Annotated in this window: 17 protein-coding genes and 1 pseudogene; 6 read left to right on the top strand and 12 right to left on the bottom strand. The window is 33.7% G+C overall.

Annotated elements, in window-relative coordinates:
* Window positions 1-9: 9 nt before the first annotated feature.
* From BHU68_RS10420 to BHU68_RS10410, 3 genes are all read right to left on the bottom strand, one after another.
* Complete coding sequence (locus tag BHU68_RS10420) at window positions 10-1,035, bottom strand: hypothetical protein (RefSeq protein ID WP_069471127.1); 1,026 nt, start codon at window positions 1,033-1,035, stop codon at window positions 10-12.
* A gap of 107 nt (window positions 1,036-1,142) precedes the next feature.
* The gene (locus BHU68_RS10415; protein WP_069471126.1) at window positions 1,143-3,146 is read right to left on the bottom strand and encodes a clostripain-related cysteine peptidase; all 2,004 of its coding nucleotides are present in this window, start codon (window positions 3,144-3,146) and stop codon (window positions 1,143-1,145) included.
* A 199-nt stretch (window positions 3,147-3,345) separates the two neighbouring features.
* Window positions 3,346-4,938: a two-partner secretion domain-containing protein gene (locus tag BHU68_RS10410; RefSeq protein WP_069471125.1), complete on the bottom strand. Its 1,593-nt coding sequence runs from the start codon at window positions 4,936-4,938 to the stop codon at window positions 3,346-3,348.
* Window positions 4,939-5,103: 165 nt separating this feature from the next.
* On the opposite strand from BHU68_RS10410, the gene ppc reads away from it, so the two are divergent.
* A complete protein-coding gene (gene ppc / locus BHU68_RS10405; RefSeq protein ID WP_069471124.1) occupies window positions 5,104-7,911 on the top strand; it encodes a phosphoenolpyruvate carboxylase in 2,808 nt (935 codons plus the stop codon).
* Between the two features lie 167 nt (window positions 7,912-8,078).
* Here ppc and trxB read toward each other — a convergent pair whose 3' ends face one another.
* A complete protein-coding gene (gene trxB / locus BHU68_RS10400) occupies window positions 8,079-9,029 on the bottom strand; it encodes a thioredoxin-disulfide reductase (protein WP_069471166.1) in 951 nt (316 codons plus the stop codon).
* A gap of 51 nt (window positions 9,030-9,080) precedes the next feature.
* Between trxB and BHU68_RS10395 the strand changes: the two genes are divergently transcribed.
* Entirely contained in the window at window positions 9,081-9,518 is a 438-nt protein-coding gene (locus BHU68_RS10395) for a hypothetical protein (RefSeq protein ID WP_069471123.1), read from the top strand.
* Here the strand turns inward: BHU68_RS10395 and BHU68_RS16950 are convergent.
* From BHU68_RS16950 to BHU68_RS16945, 4 genes are all read right to left on the bottom strand, one after another.
* A complete protein-coding gene (locus BHU68_RS16950; RefSeq protein ID WP_141699973.1) occupies window positions 9,481-9,795 on the bottom strand; it encodes a hypothetical protein in 315 nt (104 codons plus the stop codon). The genes BHU68_RS10395 and BHU68_RS16950 overlap by 38 nt on opposite strands.
* Window positions 9,752-9,922, bottom strand: coding sequence for an ATP-binding protein (locus BHU68_RS16515; RefSeq protein WP_083234969.1), 171 nt, complete (start codon window positions 9,920-9,922; stop codon window positions 9,752-9,754). The genes BHU68_RS16950 and BHU68_RS16515 overlap by 44 nt, the downstream gene beginning before the upstream one ends.
* Before the next feature lie 44 nt (window positions 9,923-9,966).
* Window positions 9,967-10,371, bottom strand: coding sequence for a hypothetical protein (locus BHU68_RS10385; RefSeq protein ID WP_069471121.1), 405 nt, complete (start codon window positions 10,369-10,371; stop codon window positions 9,967-9,969).
* A 97-nt stretch (window positions 10,372-10,468) separates the two neighbouring features.
* Window positions 10,469-10,657, bottom strand: coding sequence for a hypothetical protein (locus BHU68_RS16945; RefSeq protein WP_141698812.1), 189 nt, complete (start codon window positions 10,655-10,657; stop codon window positions 10,469-10,471).
* A 243-nt stretch (window positions 10,658-10,900) separates the two neighbouring features.
* On the opposite strand from BHU68_RS16945, the gene BHU68_RS10380 reads away from it, so the two are divergent.
* The gene (locus BHU68_RS10380; RefSeq protein WP_069471120.1) at window positions 10,901-11,746 is read left to right on the top strand and encodes a multicopper oxidase domain-containing protein; all 846 of its coding nucleotides are present in this window, start codon (window positions 10,901-10,903) and stop codon (window positions 11,744-11,746) included.
* Window positions 11,747-11,820: 74 nt separating this feature from the next.
* On the opposite strand, the gene BHU68_RS16940 is transcribed toward BHU68_RS10380, so the two are convergent.
* On the bottom strand, window positions 11,821-11,976 hold the full coding sequence (locus tag BHU68_RS16940) for a PIN domain-containing protein (protein WP_141699486.1): 156 nt from the start codon (window positions 11,974-11,976) through the stop codon (window positions 11,821-11,823).
* A 5-nt stretch (window positions 11,977-11,981) separates the two neighbouring features.
* The gene (locus BHU68_RS16510) at window positions 11,982-12,155 is read right to left on the bottom strand and encodes an antitoxin (RefSeq protein ID WP_083234968.1); all 174 of its coding nucleotides are present in this window, start codon (window positions 12,153-12,155) and stop codon (window positions 11,982-11,984) included.
* A gap of 189 nt (window positions 12,156-12,344) precedes the next feature.
* Here BHU68_RS16510 and BHU68_RS10375 point away from each other — a divergent pair, with 189 nt between their 5' ends.
* Entirely contained in the window at window positions 12,345-12,743 is a 399-nt protein-coding gene (locus tag BHU68_RS10375; RefSeq protein WP_069471119.1) for a hypothetical protein, read from the top strand.
* A gap of 15 nt (window positions 12,744-12,758) precedes the next feature.
* A pseudogene (locus tag BHU68_RS18075) lies at window positions 12,759-13,115 on the top strand (InlB B-repeat-containing protein); the annotation flags it as partial.
* Here the strand turns inward: BHU68_RS18075 and BHU68_RS10365 are convergent.
* A complete protein-coding gene (locus BHU68_RS10365; protein WP_069471117.1) occupies window positions 13,081-14,328 on the bottom strand; it encodes an RNA-guided endonuclease InsQ/TnpB family protein in 1,248 nt (415 codons plus the stop codon). The pseudogene BHU68_RS18075 and the gene BHU68_RS10365 overlap by 35 nt on opposite strands.
* A gap of 184 nt (window positions 14,329-14,512) precedes the next feature.
* Between BHU68_RS10365 and BHU68_RS10360 the strand changes: the two genes are divergently transcribed.
* Entirely contained in the window at window positions 14,513-14,956 is a 444-nt protein-coding gene (locus tag BHU68_RS10360) for a hypothetical protein (RefSeq protein WP_069471116.1), read from the top strand.
* A 41-nt stretch (window positions 14,957-14,997) separates the two neighbouring features.
* On the opposite strand, the gene BHU68_RS10355 is transcribed toward BHU68_RS10360, so the two are convergent.
* Window positions 14,998-15,432 carry a DUF29 domain-containing protein gene (locus BHU68_RS10355; protein ID WP_069471115.1) on the bottom strand — a complete coding sequence of 145 codons (435 nt, stop codon included), beginning with the start codon at window positions 15,430-15,432 and terminating at the stop codon, window positions 14,998-15,000.
* Between the last annotated feature and the right edge of the window lie 187 nt (window positions 15,433-15,619).

The following is a 15,619-nucleotide window of genomic DNA, read 5'->3' as shown; positions in this document are numbered from 1 at the left end:
CTAAATTCCTCAATTTATTTTAAATGTGCCCACATTCCATTCACCTTTATGAATATTCTTGAGGGCTTGTTCGATAGTTTCTGCTGAACGCAGAATATAAAGTTTGTATTCACCATTAGGCATAGTTTCGTTTATTGGCATATCAATTAAAATGTTATCATTGCTAATCCAAGCAATTGGAGCATTAGGATTTAATAGCTCTAATTTATTTTTATCTGCAATGATAAATAAGCGTCCATTTGGATAGCCAATTCCAAAATAGTAACGCACACAAGTTTGTGGCGATAATAGCTTCGAGTCAATTTCTACATGTAATCTTTCTCCTCTATGGTAAGTTTGTTTAAAAGTAAAAGGGGTAGGTATTTTTTGATCTATCGGTAATAAGGCTAAATTAACTTGTATAGGAGTCAGTTCTGGAATCTCTACATTACATATAATTGGTTTATAAGCCTCTTTTTCTGCTATTAATTCACAGTTACCTTTGTTGCTAGGTAAAATATAATGACCATTTTTATCACTAGGAACAAAGTAATTGCGACGACAAGAATTTGAAATAACTACATCCTCAACAGAATCTCCATAAATAGCATCTCTAATATAACCCTGAATTTGACCATAAAAAGTTGGTTTACCACCAGTATTGATTTCAAGTTCATATTGAATCTCTTTACGACAAGGCATTTCTTTAGTGTTCTGATCAATCACTTTAAAATAATAAAAACCTTGTGAAGGAGCATTCCAATCACCTTGTTTTTTTTCTTCTATCAATGATGTTTCATTATAGATTTGAATTATCGGATCAATGTCAGCCCCATGTTTTAGTGAAATTTCATATGTATCTAACTCATTAGCATAAAATTTAAACCAATCTTGATCAGTTAAACTATGTAAAGTATGTTGCTGACGCTGATCGTTATTAATATAAAGGATATTTGCTTGATCGCGCTTATTGTCAGGTTCATAAATATCTGAAAAAGCAAATACTAATTGATGTTGTAATCCAAGTAAAATTATTATTGCCTTTAGACCTGACATGTTTTCAAAACCTGTCAGGTCTTTCTCGTAGATTATTTGTAACAAATTCATTATTATTGCCTTTAGACCTGACAGGTTTTTAAAACCTGTCAGGTCTTTCTAGTTGGTTACTTCTTTAAAAATACACCTGCCTTAGTATTTAATTCTTGACAAGCGGGATCATAACTATCTTCTTCACAAAAACAATCCCCATTATCACATAAGCGTTCAAATTTAGGTTTTTGATTTGTGCCATAATATTTTACAGAAATCATAGCCTTGTTAATCTCACAATTAGTATTTAAATAAACCGGCTCTTCTTTAGCTACTATAAGTTCACTTTCTAATTGTGATTGCAATTTTTGAGTTTGACGATGTAAGCTAATTGGTACAATTTTATCATTTGGATAAAGTTTATCATAGCGTCCCCATCCACCTACTATTTCTGATGTTACTCCACAACTTGACCATCTTTCATTATCATTCTGGCAAAAAGACAATATAGCATCAGAACCATTTAATTTTATATTAGCTAAAAGTTGCTCATTTTGTTTAGTTAAAGTAATGTTTTGACATGTGTCTTCATCAACACAAATTTGATATTGGCAAGCATCCTTGCCATAAACAGGTAAATCTTCTTTTTGAGGTTGATAGAAGTTTTTATCTATAAGATAAATATCTTCTCTATTGTTTTCAGATAATTGCCCAAAATAGGCTTCAATACCAAATATCTCATCTGCTGGCAATTCTAACCATTGAGCATCAGCACAAATATAACCTTTATAGCAAGTATTTTTGCTTCTAGGAATATAAAAATCTTGATTTTTACGTTCATCATAAGCAATTAAAGCATCTCTAATATTCCTATAAGCTAGAGGTAAAAGGTGTAAATAACTTTCGTCGCTACCAATATTAATACTAAAATGCCCAGCATCTTGATTACCTTCATACTGAACCATTTCTGTAATATGACTTAACAATGGTTCAACATCTAAAGATAATTTTTCACCAATATTTTTTATAAAACTATAAAGATCAATACGAATATCGTCTGTACCAAAATCTTTGAGCTTACCAGTTTCAACCAATGGATAACCCGGAGAATTAATTAATCCATCACTTAAAGCTTGATATGGTTGAAGTTTCTGTTTTTCCATTAATGCTTTAAATGCTTCAGCTAATGGTTTCAGTTGATTATCAAAAGAATCTAATTGTGTAAGATCAGTGACGCTAATTGTAATCGGTGTTTTATCATCTTTACTGCTTTCGATATAGCCAGCTTTAATTAATTCACCAAGTTCTAAATGCGGATTTTTGATTAACTGTTTTAAAAAATATTCATAATCAAAACCATGTTCTGGTATTATTTCAACAGAGGCAACCATAGTATTTGCTACTATTTTTGTGATTTCAGCCACTTCAATTGCACCCATAAAACAAGCATCATAAGCAACTACATCCAATTGTTTATCAATATCTTCATATGCCTGTTTTAAATCTCTCAGCTTCATATGATCTTTTTGATCACCAAAACCACTAGAACCACCGCCATGTGACCATAGAATTAAGGCATAATGTTGAGCTGGAAACTCTTCTTTTGCCCAATTTACAAAACCACTAAGCGTCTTAGGATTGCCCATTTTCTGTTTACCTAAATCATCCAGCACATATCGTCGCCCATTTTCAATATAAATACGCTTCAAAGTTTTCCAACCAAGACGTTCTGAACTACCAGTTGTAAGAACCACATTAATAGAATTAGCACTGTTAGTTGTTCCAGCTAACATTTCCATAATATCTTTACTAGCGGCTTTACCACGCGATTCTAAATCAGAACCCAGCATATAAACCATTATTGTCCATTCTTTTTGCCCTCCTTTTTGAATTAGAGTAGGATCAAAAATTTTAGCGTAATTTTTGTTCTTTATTATTTCATCAACATTTTCACCTACACCAGCATAAATATCATCTGAACCCAAAGTAAAACAGGATTCCTCATTATTTGGTTTAGGATAATGATTTGGAATTGCTTTCAATTCATGGTTATAACTAGCTAAATAAGTTTTATCATTACCTGTATTATCAGGTTCAATACATACTTGTTTTGAATTAGGAATAATATCAATAGCCAACTGATCATAAACAGCATTAACATTAAACGGTAAGAAAAGTAAAAAAATAATTAAATTGTAATATCTGTAGGGTGGGTAGAGCGAAAGCGAAACCCACCTTGTCGTAAACGGTGGGTAGAGCGAAAGCGAAACCCACCTTGTCGTAAACGGTGGGTTTCGCTCTCGCTCTACCCACCCTACATCATTCTGTATATGCTTATTAATCTTTAAAAGCATCTGCAAGCCCATTACGTTTCTCCACAATAAAAGCAGATTTACCATTAGACAATGTACAGCTTGTAAGTAATAATTCTTCATTTAAAGCAATTGCTCCATTTTTTATAGCTAATAATTCATCACTAATGATAAAAACATTTCCAGCTTTACCACCTTTTTGAGCCAGATTTAGAATATCAGCAATTTCATCAGTAACAACATTTTTTGCTTGAGTAATAGAACTAACTTTTTCAGCGGCATTAATTTGATCATGAGGTAAAATCAGAAAAAGATTACCAACATTACCACTACCGGTGGTGCCGCTGGCTACCACAGCCGCTTCAGTAATAGTAATAGCATCATGTACACGTATTGTTATATCACCAGCATTGCCTTTACCAAAGCTCATGCTACTAATAGCACTTTTATAATTTAAATTCAAGTCATTTGTTTGGATATTAATTGATCCACTTTTACCATGATTAAATGAACTACTAATGATCCAAGCTCTATCTGTCATAGATAATTTATTAGCATCAATTTTAATATTGCCAGCGTTAAATTGATTAAAATAACTCATAGTATTTATAGTGGCATCATCAGCCATTGTAATTTCATCAGCAATTATCGTAATATTACCAACATTATTAGCGGCAGTTATTTGTGTATCACCAATCATGTCAAACTGATTAGTCTCAATCCTGACATTGCCAGCCTTACCAGAACCATAACTATCAGCATTAATTGAAGCCTGATCCTTAATAACAATATTATGAGCCTTTATATTAATAGCAGCGGCAGCACCATCTTGATAACTATTACCGACAATTAAACCATTAGCTTCTATAAGGAAATCAACAGTATCAAGAAAAATATTACCAAAACTATCAATATTAATAACAGCGTCTGTTGCTAAATGAATTGAATCTGTAGTAGCAATACTAATCTTAGTATTAGCCTGAATAAGACTATTTTTTGCCCAAAATTTTTCACCACGAATCACAATATTTGGTGCAGACAAACGACTATTAGTAAGCTTAATATCACCAGCAGTAATACCAAAAGTATCAGCTACAGATAAAGTGGTATTTTCAAAAGTTATCGGGGCGCGATTTGATCCTAAAAAACCAAAATCACTAGGTGGTGCGACTGTTAAAACACTATCCTCTGGATGAGTAGCATTAAATTTTCCATTTATACCTAAACGCAAATAATCAGCCGTACTAGCATAAAAAGAACCTTGCACATTAAGTTCAGCCTTTTCACCAAATACAATACCCGCCGGATTGATCAAATAAAAATCAGCATCTGGAATCGTAGATTCCAAAACACCATCAATAGTAGAAGTTTTACCACCTGTAACTCTACTAATAATATTAGTGACACTATTTGGTCCAGAAAAAGTAGCACGTTCATTAAGCTTAATATTAAATTGATCAAAACTATGAAATAAATTACCACCATATTGCTGACCCATATTAGCCTCAATGACAAAATTAGGACCATCTAAAGCACTACCATTTAATACAATCTCAGCAAATGCTACCCTACTATATATAAATTTTATACATATTATAAATAAAATATGATATTGCATATAAATTCCTTATAAATAAAACACTAGAATGCTTAAACAAATAAACAGGTCAGGCTAAAATTGATTTTTTTTAATTTTTTTTTTTTAACATTATATAACAATGACTTAAAAACTATATTGAAAATATGGTAAAATCATATATTTTTTAACATCATATAAATAAATATGACAAAAACCATAACTCAAGAATCTGAACTTGATCTCTTGAAACACCAAATTCGAGAGCTTGGTTCATTGCTTGGAGAAGTTTTAAAACAACAAGCAGGTGATCAGTTATACGATATAGTTGAACAACTTCGTATAGGTTATCGTGATTTACGTATAGAAAATAATAATATTGTACGTGAAAACATGATGAATGTAATTGCTGAACTTGATAGTAAAAGTTTGGAAACAGTAATTCGCGCCTTCAACGCTTTGTACACACTATCTAATATAGTAGAAGAAAATTTCTTATATCAACAACGAGAAAAAAAACGTACTGAAGGTGAAATAGATTGGGAAGGTTCTTTTTTTCAAACTCTAACTGAATTAAAAGCAGATCGAATTGACGAAAATGAACTGCAACGCCTAGTTAAACAACTTCGTTATACCCCAGTATTTACCGCACATCCTACTGAAGCGCGTCGTCGTCTTCTAATGGAAACCCAACGTCGATTGTTTCTTACCATTAATCAGATGTATCAACCTGAAATTGGTGACTATGCAAGAAAGCAACTAAAACAAAAGCTGAAAACTCAAATTCAACTACTGTTGCGAACCAATGAAGTTAGACCAACTAAACCTGCTGTAGAAGATGAGATTAAATATGGATTATCTTACTTTTCAGCTAGTTTATTTAAAGCCATTCCAGCAGTCTATCGCAATTTTGAAAGATCAATTGAACGTGTTTATAACAAAAATATAACGATTCCTAGTTTTTTACGTTTTGGATCATGGATTGGTGGTGATCGTGATGGAAATCCATTTGTTACACCTGAAGTTACCCGTAAAGCAGTACGTATGCAAATGGGCGAAGCATTGCGTGAATATATTCAGCGCGTTCAGGAATTACGCCATCTTTTAACTCAATCAGCCTTATTCTGTAAACCTACCCGCGCTTTTAGCCACTCTCTGGAAATGGATGACAGAGAAGTAGGTGATGTTGTTTTTCATGATAAACGTACTCGTGAAAACAATGAACCTTATAGACAAAAGCTCTATATAATGGAATATCGTCTCACCAAAACTCTGCAAATAGTTGAACGCAGATTAAATGGAGAAGACTGTCATATTCCCTCATCTGGTTATAGTAGCACTTTAGATTTACTCAATGATTTATATCTAATTCATGATTCTTTAGTTTCCCATCAAGATGAAGATATTGCAAACGCTGAACTGAAAGATTTTGTTAGATTAGTAGAAAGTTGTGGTTTTGGATTATTCAACCTCGATATTCGTCAAGAATCTACTGTACATAGTCAAGCAATTCACGAGTTGCTTCAACAAGTACAACCAGAAACTGCATACATAAATCAGACTGAACAGCAAAAACAAGCCATTCTAACTGAATTAATTCAGCAACAACAGATTCTGGAAATAAACACAGCTTCACTGTCTGAAGAAACTCTGAAAACTATAGAAGTTTTCAAAGTGATGAAACAAATGCGGGAAGAGTGTGGAACAGAAACTTTTGGTGCATATATAATATCAATGACTCATGAAGCTAGTCATGTATTAGAAGTCATATTATTAGCACATCAAACTGAATTAATTCGTAAAAATGAATTTGGTGATTATGAATGTGATATTCATACCTCACCTTTATTTGAAACCATAGAAGATTTATCTCATATTGATCGCGTATTAACTGATTTATTTGACAATCCCGTTTATAACAAACTACTAAAAGTATCTGGCAACAAACAAGAAGTGATGCTAGGTTATTCAGACTCCTGTAAAGATGGTGGCATTCTGTCATCACAATGGAGCCTATATAACGCCCAACAAAAAGTAATAAAAATAGCCAAACAGCATGACATAGAATGTTATTTATTTCATGGTCGTGGTGGTACTATTGGCAGAGGCGGCGGACCAACACACGAAGCCATCATGTCACAACCACCTGATACAGTATTAGGTCATATTAAATTTACTGAACAAGGCGAAGTACTGTCTAACAAATACAGTAATATAGAAACAGCAATTTATGAACTTGGGGTAGGTGTAACAGGTTTACTAAAAGCTAGTACAGGTGTAATTCGTCAACAAGGCGAATATAGTGATGACTATCTGGGAGCAATGGCAGCAATTTCTAAAGCTGGAGAAACAAGTTACCGTGATCTGACAGATCATACAAAAGGATTTTTAGACTTCTTTTATGAAATTACACCAGTACAAGAAATTGGACAACTAAATATAGGTTCACGCCCATCTCACAGAAAAACTGCTGATCGTTCTAAATCATCGATTCGCGCGATACCGTGGGTATTTGGCTGGGCACAAGCACGTTATACATTACCAGCTTGGTATGGCATTGGCACTGCATTAAAAACCTTTATGGAAACCAATCCAGAAGGAACTAAGCTATTACAAGAAATGTATAAAAAATGGCCATTTTTCCGCGCCTTGCTAAGTAATGTACAAATGGCATTATTTAAAGCAGACATGGAAACAGCCAAAGAATATGCTCAACTCAGTCATGATTCAGCGGCTACAGAAATTTACAATAAAATCAGACAAGAATATGAACAAACTTGCGAAAAAGTACTAGAAGTCGCACAACTTCAAGAACTAATCCAAGAAAGAGAAATGTTACGTTTTTCAATGTCAAGACGCGATCCGATAATAGATCCATTAAACCATGTACAAATAATATTACTACAGCGGCACCGCTCATACATAGCCGAATATCCAGACACACATTCACCATCAATTGAACTGCTACTACGCTCAATTAATGCAATTGCAGCAGGTATGCGTAATACTGGTTAATAGGATTTCGGGAAACTATATGAAATTAGCTTATGTTGATTCCTCAGCTTGGATTACTCGTATTGAAGGTTTAGAAGTTTATCGGAAAAGTATCAATGATTGATTTAAATACGAAAAAATAAATTTTTTTAAAACCTGACAGGTTTTTAAAACCTGTCAGGTTTTTTTTATCCCAAATTATCTAAATATTTTTCTGCATCTAGGGCTGCCATACAACCACTACCAGCAGATGTAATAGCTTGACGATAAATATGATCACATACATCACCAGCGGCAAATACTCCGGGAATACTGGTTGCTTGTGCATTACCATTATTGCCGCTATTAGTGACAATATAACCATTTTCCATTTCTACTTGATCAACAAATAAATTGGTATTTGGTTTATGACCAATTGCAATAAATACACCCATTAAATCAATGTCCTGAGTACTAGCATCATTTACGTTTTTAATACGCATTCCTGTTACGCCAGAATTATCTCCTAATACTTCGTCAAGTACATTATTCCACATAATTGTGACTTTACCCTCTTTTTCTTTTGCAAAAAGATGATCACACAAGATTTTTTCTGCACGTAAAGAATCACGGCGATGGACTAAGGTTACATGTGATGCAATATTAGATAAATAAAGTGCTTCTTCTACCGCTGTATTACCACCACCTATGACAGCAACTTTTTGATTACGAAAGAAAAATCCGTCACAAGTTGCACATGCTGAAACTCCTTTACCTTTAAAAGCCTCTTCCGAAGGTAAACCTAAATACATAGCAGATGCACCAGTAGCAACAATTAAAGCATCACAAGTATATTGAGAATCACCGGTTAAAGTAAATGGACGCTGTTGTAAATCGACTTTTTTAATATGATCTACAATGATTTCAGTATTAAAACGTTCTGCATGTTTACGCATACGTTCCATTAAATCTGGACCCTGCACACCATCATTATCACCCGGCCAATTATCTACATCTGTTGTGGTCATTAATTGACCACCTTGCTCTAAACCAGTAACAATAACAGGGTTTAAATTGGCACGAGCGGCATATACTGCTGCACTATAACCCGCTGGTCCAGAACCTAAAATTAATAATTTACAATGTTTTACATTACTCATATTTTTAATTTTCAATAAATTTAAACAATGATATGATATTATATCATTAATATGATATATCAAGAACTTTTTAAAGATTTTGAAAATACCAAAAATCTAAGCGGTAAAGCATGGGAACATGCAGTAGCTCTGGATCTGTTAAATAGTAGCAATATTGAAGATTGTTCGATTCACTGTTTCCATTATCAACAAATGTTTGAATGTTTTTTTAAGCATATTTTAGAAACTAAAAGTCAGTTTGGCTCATATTCTAAATCACATAAACTCAATAAATTATTAGAAGAAGTTATTCAAGCAACCGCATTTAAAACAAATAAATCCAAATATCGCAGTGATTTAATGGTGGTTACAGTCTGTGCAGAAGAATACAGATATAATTTTGATATAGACTGTCAAGGCTATCTTGATAGTGTAGTTATATGTAATGAATTACTCAAGGAAATTATTAGGTTTATGCCCAATAAGGCAAATATTGAAAATTTCGCTTAGCTTCAGGATTTGCTAAGCGAAGCAAAGATTTTTCACAAGTTTGTGCAATTACTTGTTTAGCCGCATTATCGCTACAGCGCAAACGTTGGCGCAAAGAGGTTCTTGTCATATAGCTTTTATTTATATATTTCAAACCAGCATGAAAATAACAAGTCATGATTCGCTCTTCTCGGCTCATTTTAGCAAAAGTCTTGGTTGCCGAAAGCGTAACACGGGTATGTTTTTCTAGTACTTCAAACTGTGGAGCTGGTAATGGATAATGATGTGTTTTTATCAATACCACTGCCACGTTCTTCACAAACTTCAATACGCCGCAAAAAAGCCGCTAATGCTTCATTACGCGACTGAGGCGGAATGTCTAAAAAACGTTGAGGATCAACTAATGGTTTACCTGTATTGATCATTTCTATACGATGATCAAAAATTTATACCATTGGTGAAGTGCCTTTTATATTAAAATTTTGATGAAATCAACTGCCTGAAAAAAACTAATAGCATAACCCTGCTTTTCTTCCCGTTCTCGCACAGTTTCGGTGCGGCTACTATTGGCATATTGAATCACTCTAATGGCTTTATGTCTAAGTTCAGGAAAAAATGCCAAATCTTTAGCAAATAAAATAGCCCCTAAATTGTAAATATCCCACTGCCCAGCTTGATTTTTTCTAATCATTTTTTCGGCTTCCAACTGTTGTAGAATACCGTTTTTATTGCTAGGTAAATTTTGAGCTGTTAAATCAAAATAAGCTGGGTAATCTAAACAGGTTAATATTTGATCGGCGTTTAGATTATTAAGGGCAATTTGATGTTCAAAAGGGGTTCCATTTTTATGAAATTCATCAATAATTTGCACCATATATTGGATTTAGGCTTATCAGAGGATGAAATTGATTGTATTATAGTAGGTTCGGCTGATGACAGAAAGCCCAACAATTGCATATTAATTGTCTGAATCAGAATTTTGAATGTGAAACAATGATATGGTATGATACATTCATAATGTCAAAAAAAGTCATCTTATATATACTAATAACTTCACTACTAATAGCAGGATGGGCAAAGCCATTTATGGATATGTCTTGCCATTCTACTATTGATGTATTTGATGATTGTTGTGAACAATCATTTGGACATTGTTGCATATTTTATGCGTTATTACCTGCCATTTTTCAATTCTTCAATGATAAATTAGTCAATATTTATCTACCCTCCTAAATTCATTTAATCTGTACTTATTTTCAACTAAACATTGGTTCACAAACTGTTAATGGTTCCTTGCCAGCACCGATATTACGTTGGCGTGAGGATGAGCAGGTGACGCTGAAACTAGTTCTATTCATTGGCATGGTATTATTTTACCTAATGCTATGGATGGGGTGCCGGGAATGACTTTTTTTGATGTGCGTATTCCGGGCTTGAAAATGACAGTTGTAGCTGCGGATGGGCAGTATGTTGAACCCATTTCGATTGATGAATTCCGTATTGGTGTGGCAGAAACTTATGATGTGATTGTGGAGCCAAAAGATGATAGAGCCTATACGATTTTCGCACAAGGAATATGGACCACATGTACTTATGCCGATTTACGTCATTTGCATACTACATCTGATCCTCGCGATCCTGAACGCGAAATTGAATTACATTTAACTGGTAATATGAGTCGCTATATGTGGTCAATCAACGGTGTCAAATTTGCGGATGCTGAACCATTAGTTATGAAATATGGTGAACGCCTACGTATTACTTTAGTTAATGATACGATGATGAATCATCCTATTCATTTACATGGATTGTGGAGTGATTTGGAAACTGGTGATAATCAACATATTCCACGTAAACATACGGTTATCGTACAACCGGGTTCTAAAATCAGTTATCGTGTAACTGTAGATGCTAAGGGGCGTTGGGCTTATCATTGCCATTTGCTTTATCATATGTCTGGTATGTTTCGCGAGGTGCGTTTAGTATGTTTAAAACCAGCTTTTGCTGATATGGAAGCTGATCCTTTATTGTCTAAGCTCATGATTGATAAACTAGAAATTAGTGAAGCTGATGAGGGCAATCCACTAGCATGGGAAGCAGAATTACAATTGCTTTACAGTCGTGCCATTTCGCCCTATTGGGATTTACAACTAGGTTGGCGTGGAGATATGCAGCCGACACCTACTCGTAATTGGGCAGTCATAAGCACCATATATTGGAATAAATTGGTTAAAACAATATATGACTGATGACTGATGGTGAGATTCAAGATACGCAATTTGTGGTTGGTGTTCGAGCTTGGTTCTAAAGTTTTCTGCCTCTTTTAAAGAGGCGAGACTAATACCAATTTTAAATCAGAATAAACAATAGATGAAATATGAACTTGTTCAATTTGATTGAATTTGACTCTAATATGTTCTGGATGTTCTTTTAGTATATAAATACATATATTAGTATCAAGCATATACATTATAAACATTGCCTTTATTGTGGTAATTCATTATCTCTTTCAGAAAGAAAATCGGAAGAAAATAGAATTACTTCATTCCCTGCTTTTCTGATATAAACTTCATTACCTTCAAACCTAAATGTTTTGGGTAGCCTCACAGCCTGACTACGTCCATTAAATTTATTTTTGGCGAATCTGGATGTTGCCATAGTATAACTACATGGATTGCATATAAGCATGGATTTATTACTTAAGTTTGGTAGTTTTGTAGCTTGGGTTACTTAATAATTCAATTTTTAATTTTTTATAGTTTTATGATATACTCATATACTATGAGTAAGGTTTAATAAAACTTCAATTACCTTACATAAGCTATATATCTATATATGAGGATTACTATGAAAATTAAATGTTATAAACCCTTGAGCAACTGGCTCAATTGGGTAGTATTAATCTTGATGATGGCAATAAGTCCAATCATACAAGCGGCAACTGACTGCGATGCAGTCACTGAAATTTCTAAAGGCGAATGTGAATCGTTGTTAGAACTTTATAATAGTACTGATGGGGCTAATTGGAAAGACAATACTAGTTGGAATGTTACAAATACGCCTTGTAGTTGGTATGGTGTTAGTTGTAGTAATGGTGATGTTTCTAAGATAGATTTAAATGAGAATAAACTAAGCGGCACCATTCCCAATTTTAGTGCTTTGTCTAAATTAGAGACACTTTCTTTTAATAATAATAATGTTTGTAAAGACAAAAATACAAATTGCTTATATAATTTTACCTTATAAACATCTTCTGGAAATGGTGGTAGCATTTCACGTTCTCCTGACAAAGAAAATTATAATTCTGGTGAAACAGTAAATTTAACCGCAATACCAAATCAAGCTTATAAATTCAAAGCTTTCCGTGGTGATGCTAATGGTTCCAATGAAAACATTACAATTAATATGGACGCTAATAAGAATATTACTGCTACATTTGAACCAGTAACTTCTAATAATGAAAAATATGCCATAATAATTGCAGCCAGCGGCGCACATAAACAAAATAGCCTATTTCCTTACAGCAACGATTTAGCATTACGTATGTATAGAACAGTTACAAAAAATGTTACTTTTTGTTATTTTATTGATATGCCACATCTAATTTTAAAAACTTAGGCGTGGCGCAATGATGGATAAACTGCTTATCCGATACCAAGTCATCTAATGAATTCTTGGCTACTTTTTTGATGATATTTAATGCACCATTAACATCTGCATTAATCAACAAACCTTGCAGGGTTTTGTATAAACCTCTTTTTACTCGCTTGCCTGAAAAATCAGGTTTTTTGTTGCTGCGTTTGGAAAACTTGGGTAGTTCATCTCCGTCTAAAGCGCTGGCTTTAGACGTATAACTTTCTTCATTGATGACAACTATTCCATTTTGTTGTTCAAACTTGTATTTTACAAGTTCTATCAGTCGGGCATGAGGTAGTTGTACAAAGTTTTGGTTATTTCGTTTACCAATCTTGATACCTGTTTTCCATTGTGCATTTTTGCCAATAATCAACGTACCAATGTTGTTCTTTATCAACCAATCAACAACGGTTCTGCTGGCAACGTGTAAATAAGTATCAATTTTATTATTACGTTTTTCAGTCAGTTGGTTAATTTGGTGTGAGTTAAAAATGCCTTTTTTGAGCTTTGATTGAAGTTTAGCTTTTTGTTTGTTCCAGTGATGATTTATACTTTTCAATGCTCTGCCGTTGACCATGATGGGCACAATATCAGCTTGGTTAGTTGCTACAGTCATTAAATTGTTTAAACCTAAATCAATTCCCGCTATCCTGTTGTAATCCAATTTGTTGTTTTTCATTTCCTCCGTATAGGTTGCTTTAATGATGAATTTACCTTTTTGTGGAATTATCTTAATTTCTTTAACTTTTCCTTTAATCAACGATGTGTCTAAAATTATGTTGGTTTTGGATAGCCTAATCTTATTTTCAGATAATCCTCTTGTTCCTAAAGCTCCTTGCTCATAAGTAACAATGTTCATGGCTTTGTTATATTTAGGTAATCTTGGTCTTCCAGTAAATTTACTGGGATTCTTTTTATATTCCTTTAATGCTTTTAACCAATGTGACCAATTGCCTGTAACTTGCTTCCAAACCTTGTTTGAGATTTTCCTTGGTAGGGCTGTCCAGTTTTCGTTGTTTTTCATCTGCTGATAAAGAACCTTGTAATTTAGAAACTCACTATGATTAAATAATGTTTGTCTAAGTTCATAAAGTCCTACGTTATACAATTGCTTGGATATCACGCACAACGAGCCACACTCCTCATATAAGGGGTTGTTTGGTTTAATAGATTGCAAAGTTATTGTTTTATTCATAGTTTACTAATGAGTTATTTTGCTTTTTTACCACCGCGCCTTTGACCATGTTGATAGTTTAATTAAATTAATGCAGCTAATATAACATAAAAAGCAATAAAAAGTCATGTTTTTAGTGATTATTTACAACACTATTTAGCAGAGCTTATAAGCATGAAAATATCATTTACATGAATCCCCACAAATGGCAAGATTTACATGGAATACTTCAAATTTTTCTGAGACACTAATTCCTGCATTACGCCGAGGTTATGATATAAACACAGCCTTTTTAGCAGCAGTAGCAGAAATAAAAAGCAAACAAGTTCCACAATTAGATGATGATGGTGATGGAATATATAGCAGTCGTGATGGAAATAATGCCGCTAAACAATATATAAATCAAGAAGGAGAATATCAAGGAGAACAAACCAACTTTGGCAGAACACAAATAGAAATGTTATACAATCAAGCCCAAGATCGCTATGAAGCAGTATATAAAAACTTCTCAATACCCCAGTATCAAATACCCACCGGCTGGAAAAAAGGTCAATATTTTGGCTGCGGCGTAATAATGACAGCAAAAGGCGATCCTTGGCAAAGTACCAATTGGATAAGCCTTGATTGTAAAGAATTTAGTTTGCGCTAAAGAAGTAGAAAGTTTAGACCTGTCAGGTCTTTTAATCCGTTTTAATTTAACGGCCAAAAATCTGGATTCATAAACTGTTCGTATGACCATGGGCATTGTTGTGGAAATATTTTAACAGCAAACCCGGTTTCACGAACAGCACTTGTAATTGCATAACTATAAGATTTTTCAATCAAATCAGGCAGTTTGCTTTTTAAACCCGGATTTTCTTCTAAATGGCTTTTGATACGTTTGCGTTGTTCAATAATGGTGAATTTCCAGCTTCTACCTTGATAGGCTGGTTGATATTGCCATTTCAGCAGGTGCATAAGCAGAGTTTCCAAAAAAGATTGTAAGGCACGTCTTTCTGATTTGCTCATATCTTCTATTTCTTCAATGATGTGTTCAAGATCAATCTGGTCAAACTTATGTGCCCGCAATAGGCTTGCCTGTTCTAATGACCAAGTATAAAGATCTTCATCATAAGTTGCTGACATGTAAGTTTCTCCTGTTATGTTTTTAAACTAGTTTATCCAATTAATAGAAATTTTGCAATATGTATTCCATAGAAACCCATAATTTATGTAAGAATTTTCCGCTACTAAAATCTTATAGCGATATTGTTTTGCATCCTTTTACAAAACGAGAGGCTGTGGCACTGCGGAATATTAATCTTAAAGTTAA

Source organism: Candidatus Marithrix sp. Canyon 246 (assembly GCF_001723685.1).
In the GTDB taxonomy this organism is placed as follows: Bacteria; Pseudomonadota; Gammaproteobacteria; order Beggiatoales; family Beggiatoaceae; genus Marithrix.
This window is presented reverse-complemented; position numbering and strand designations above follow the sequence as displayed.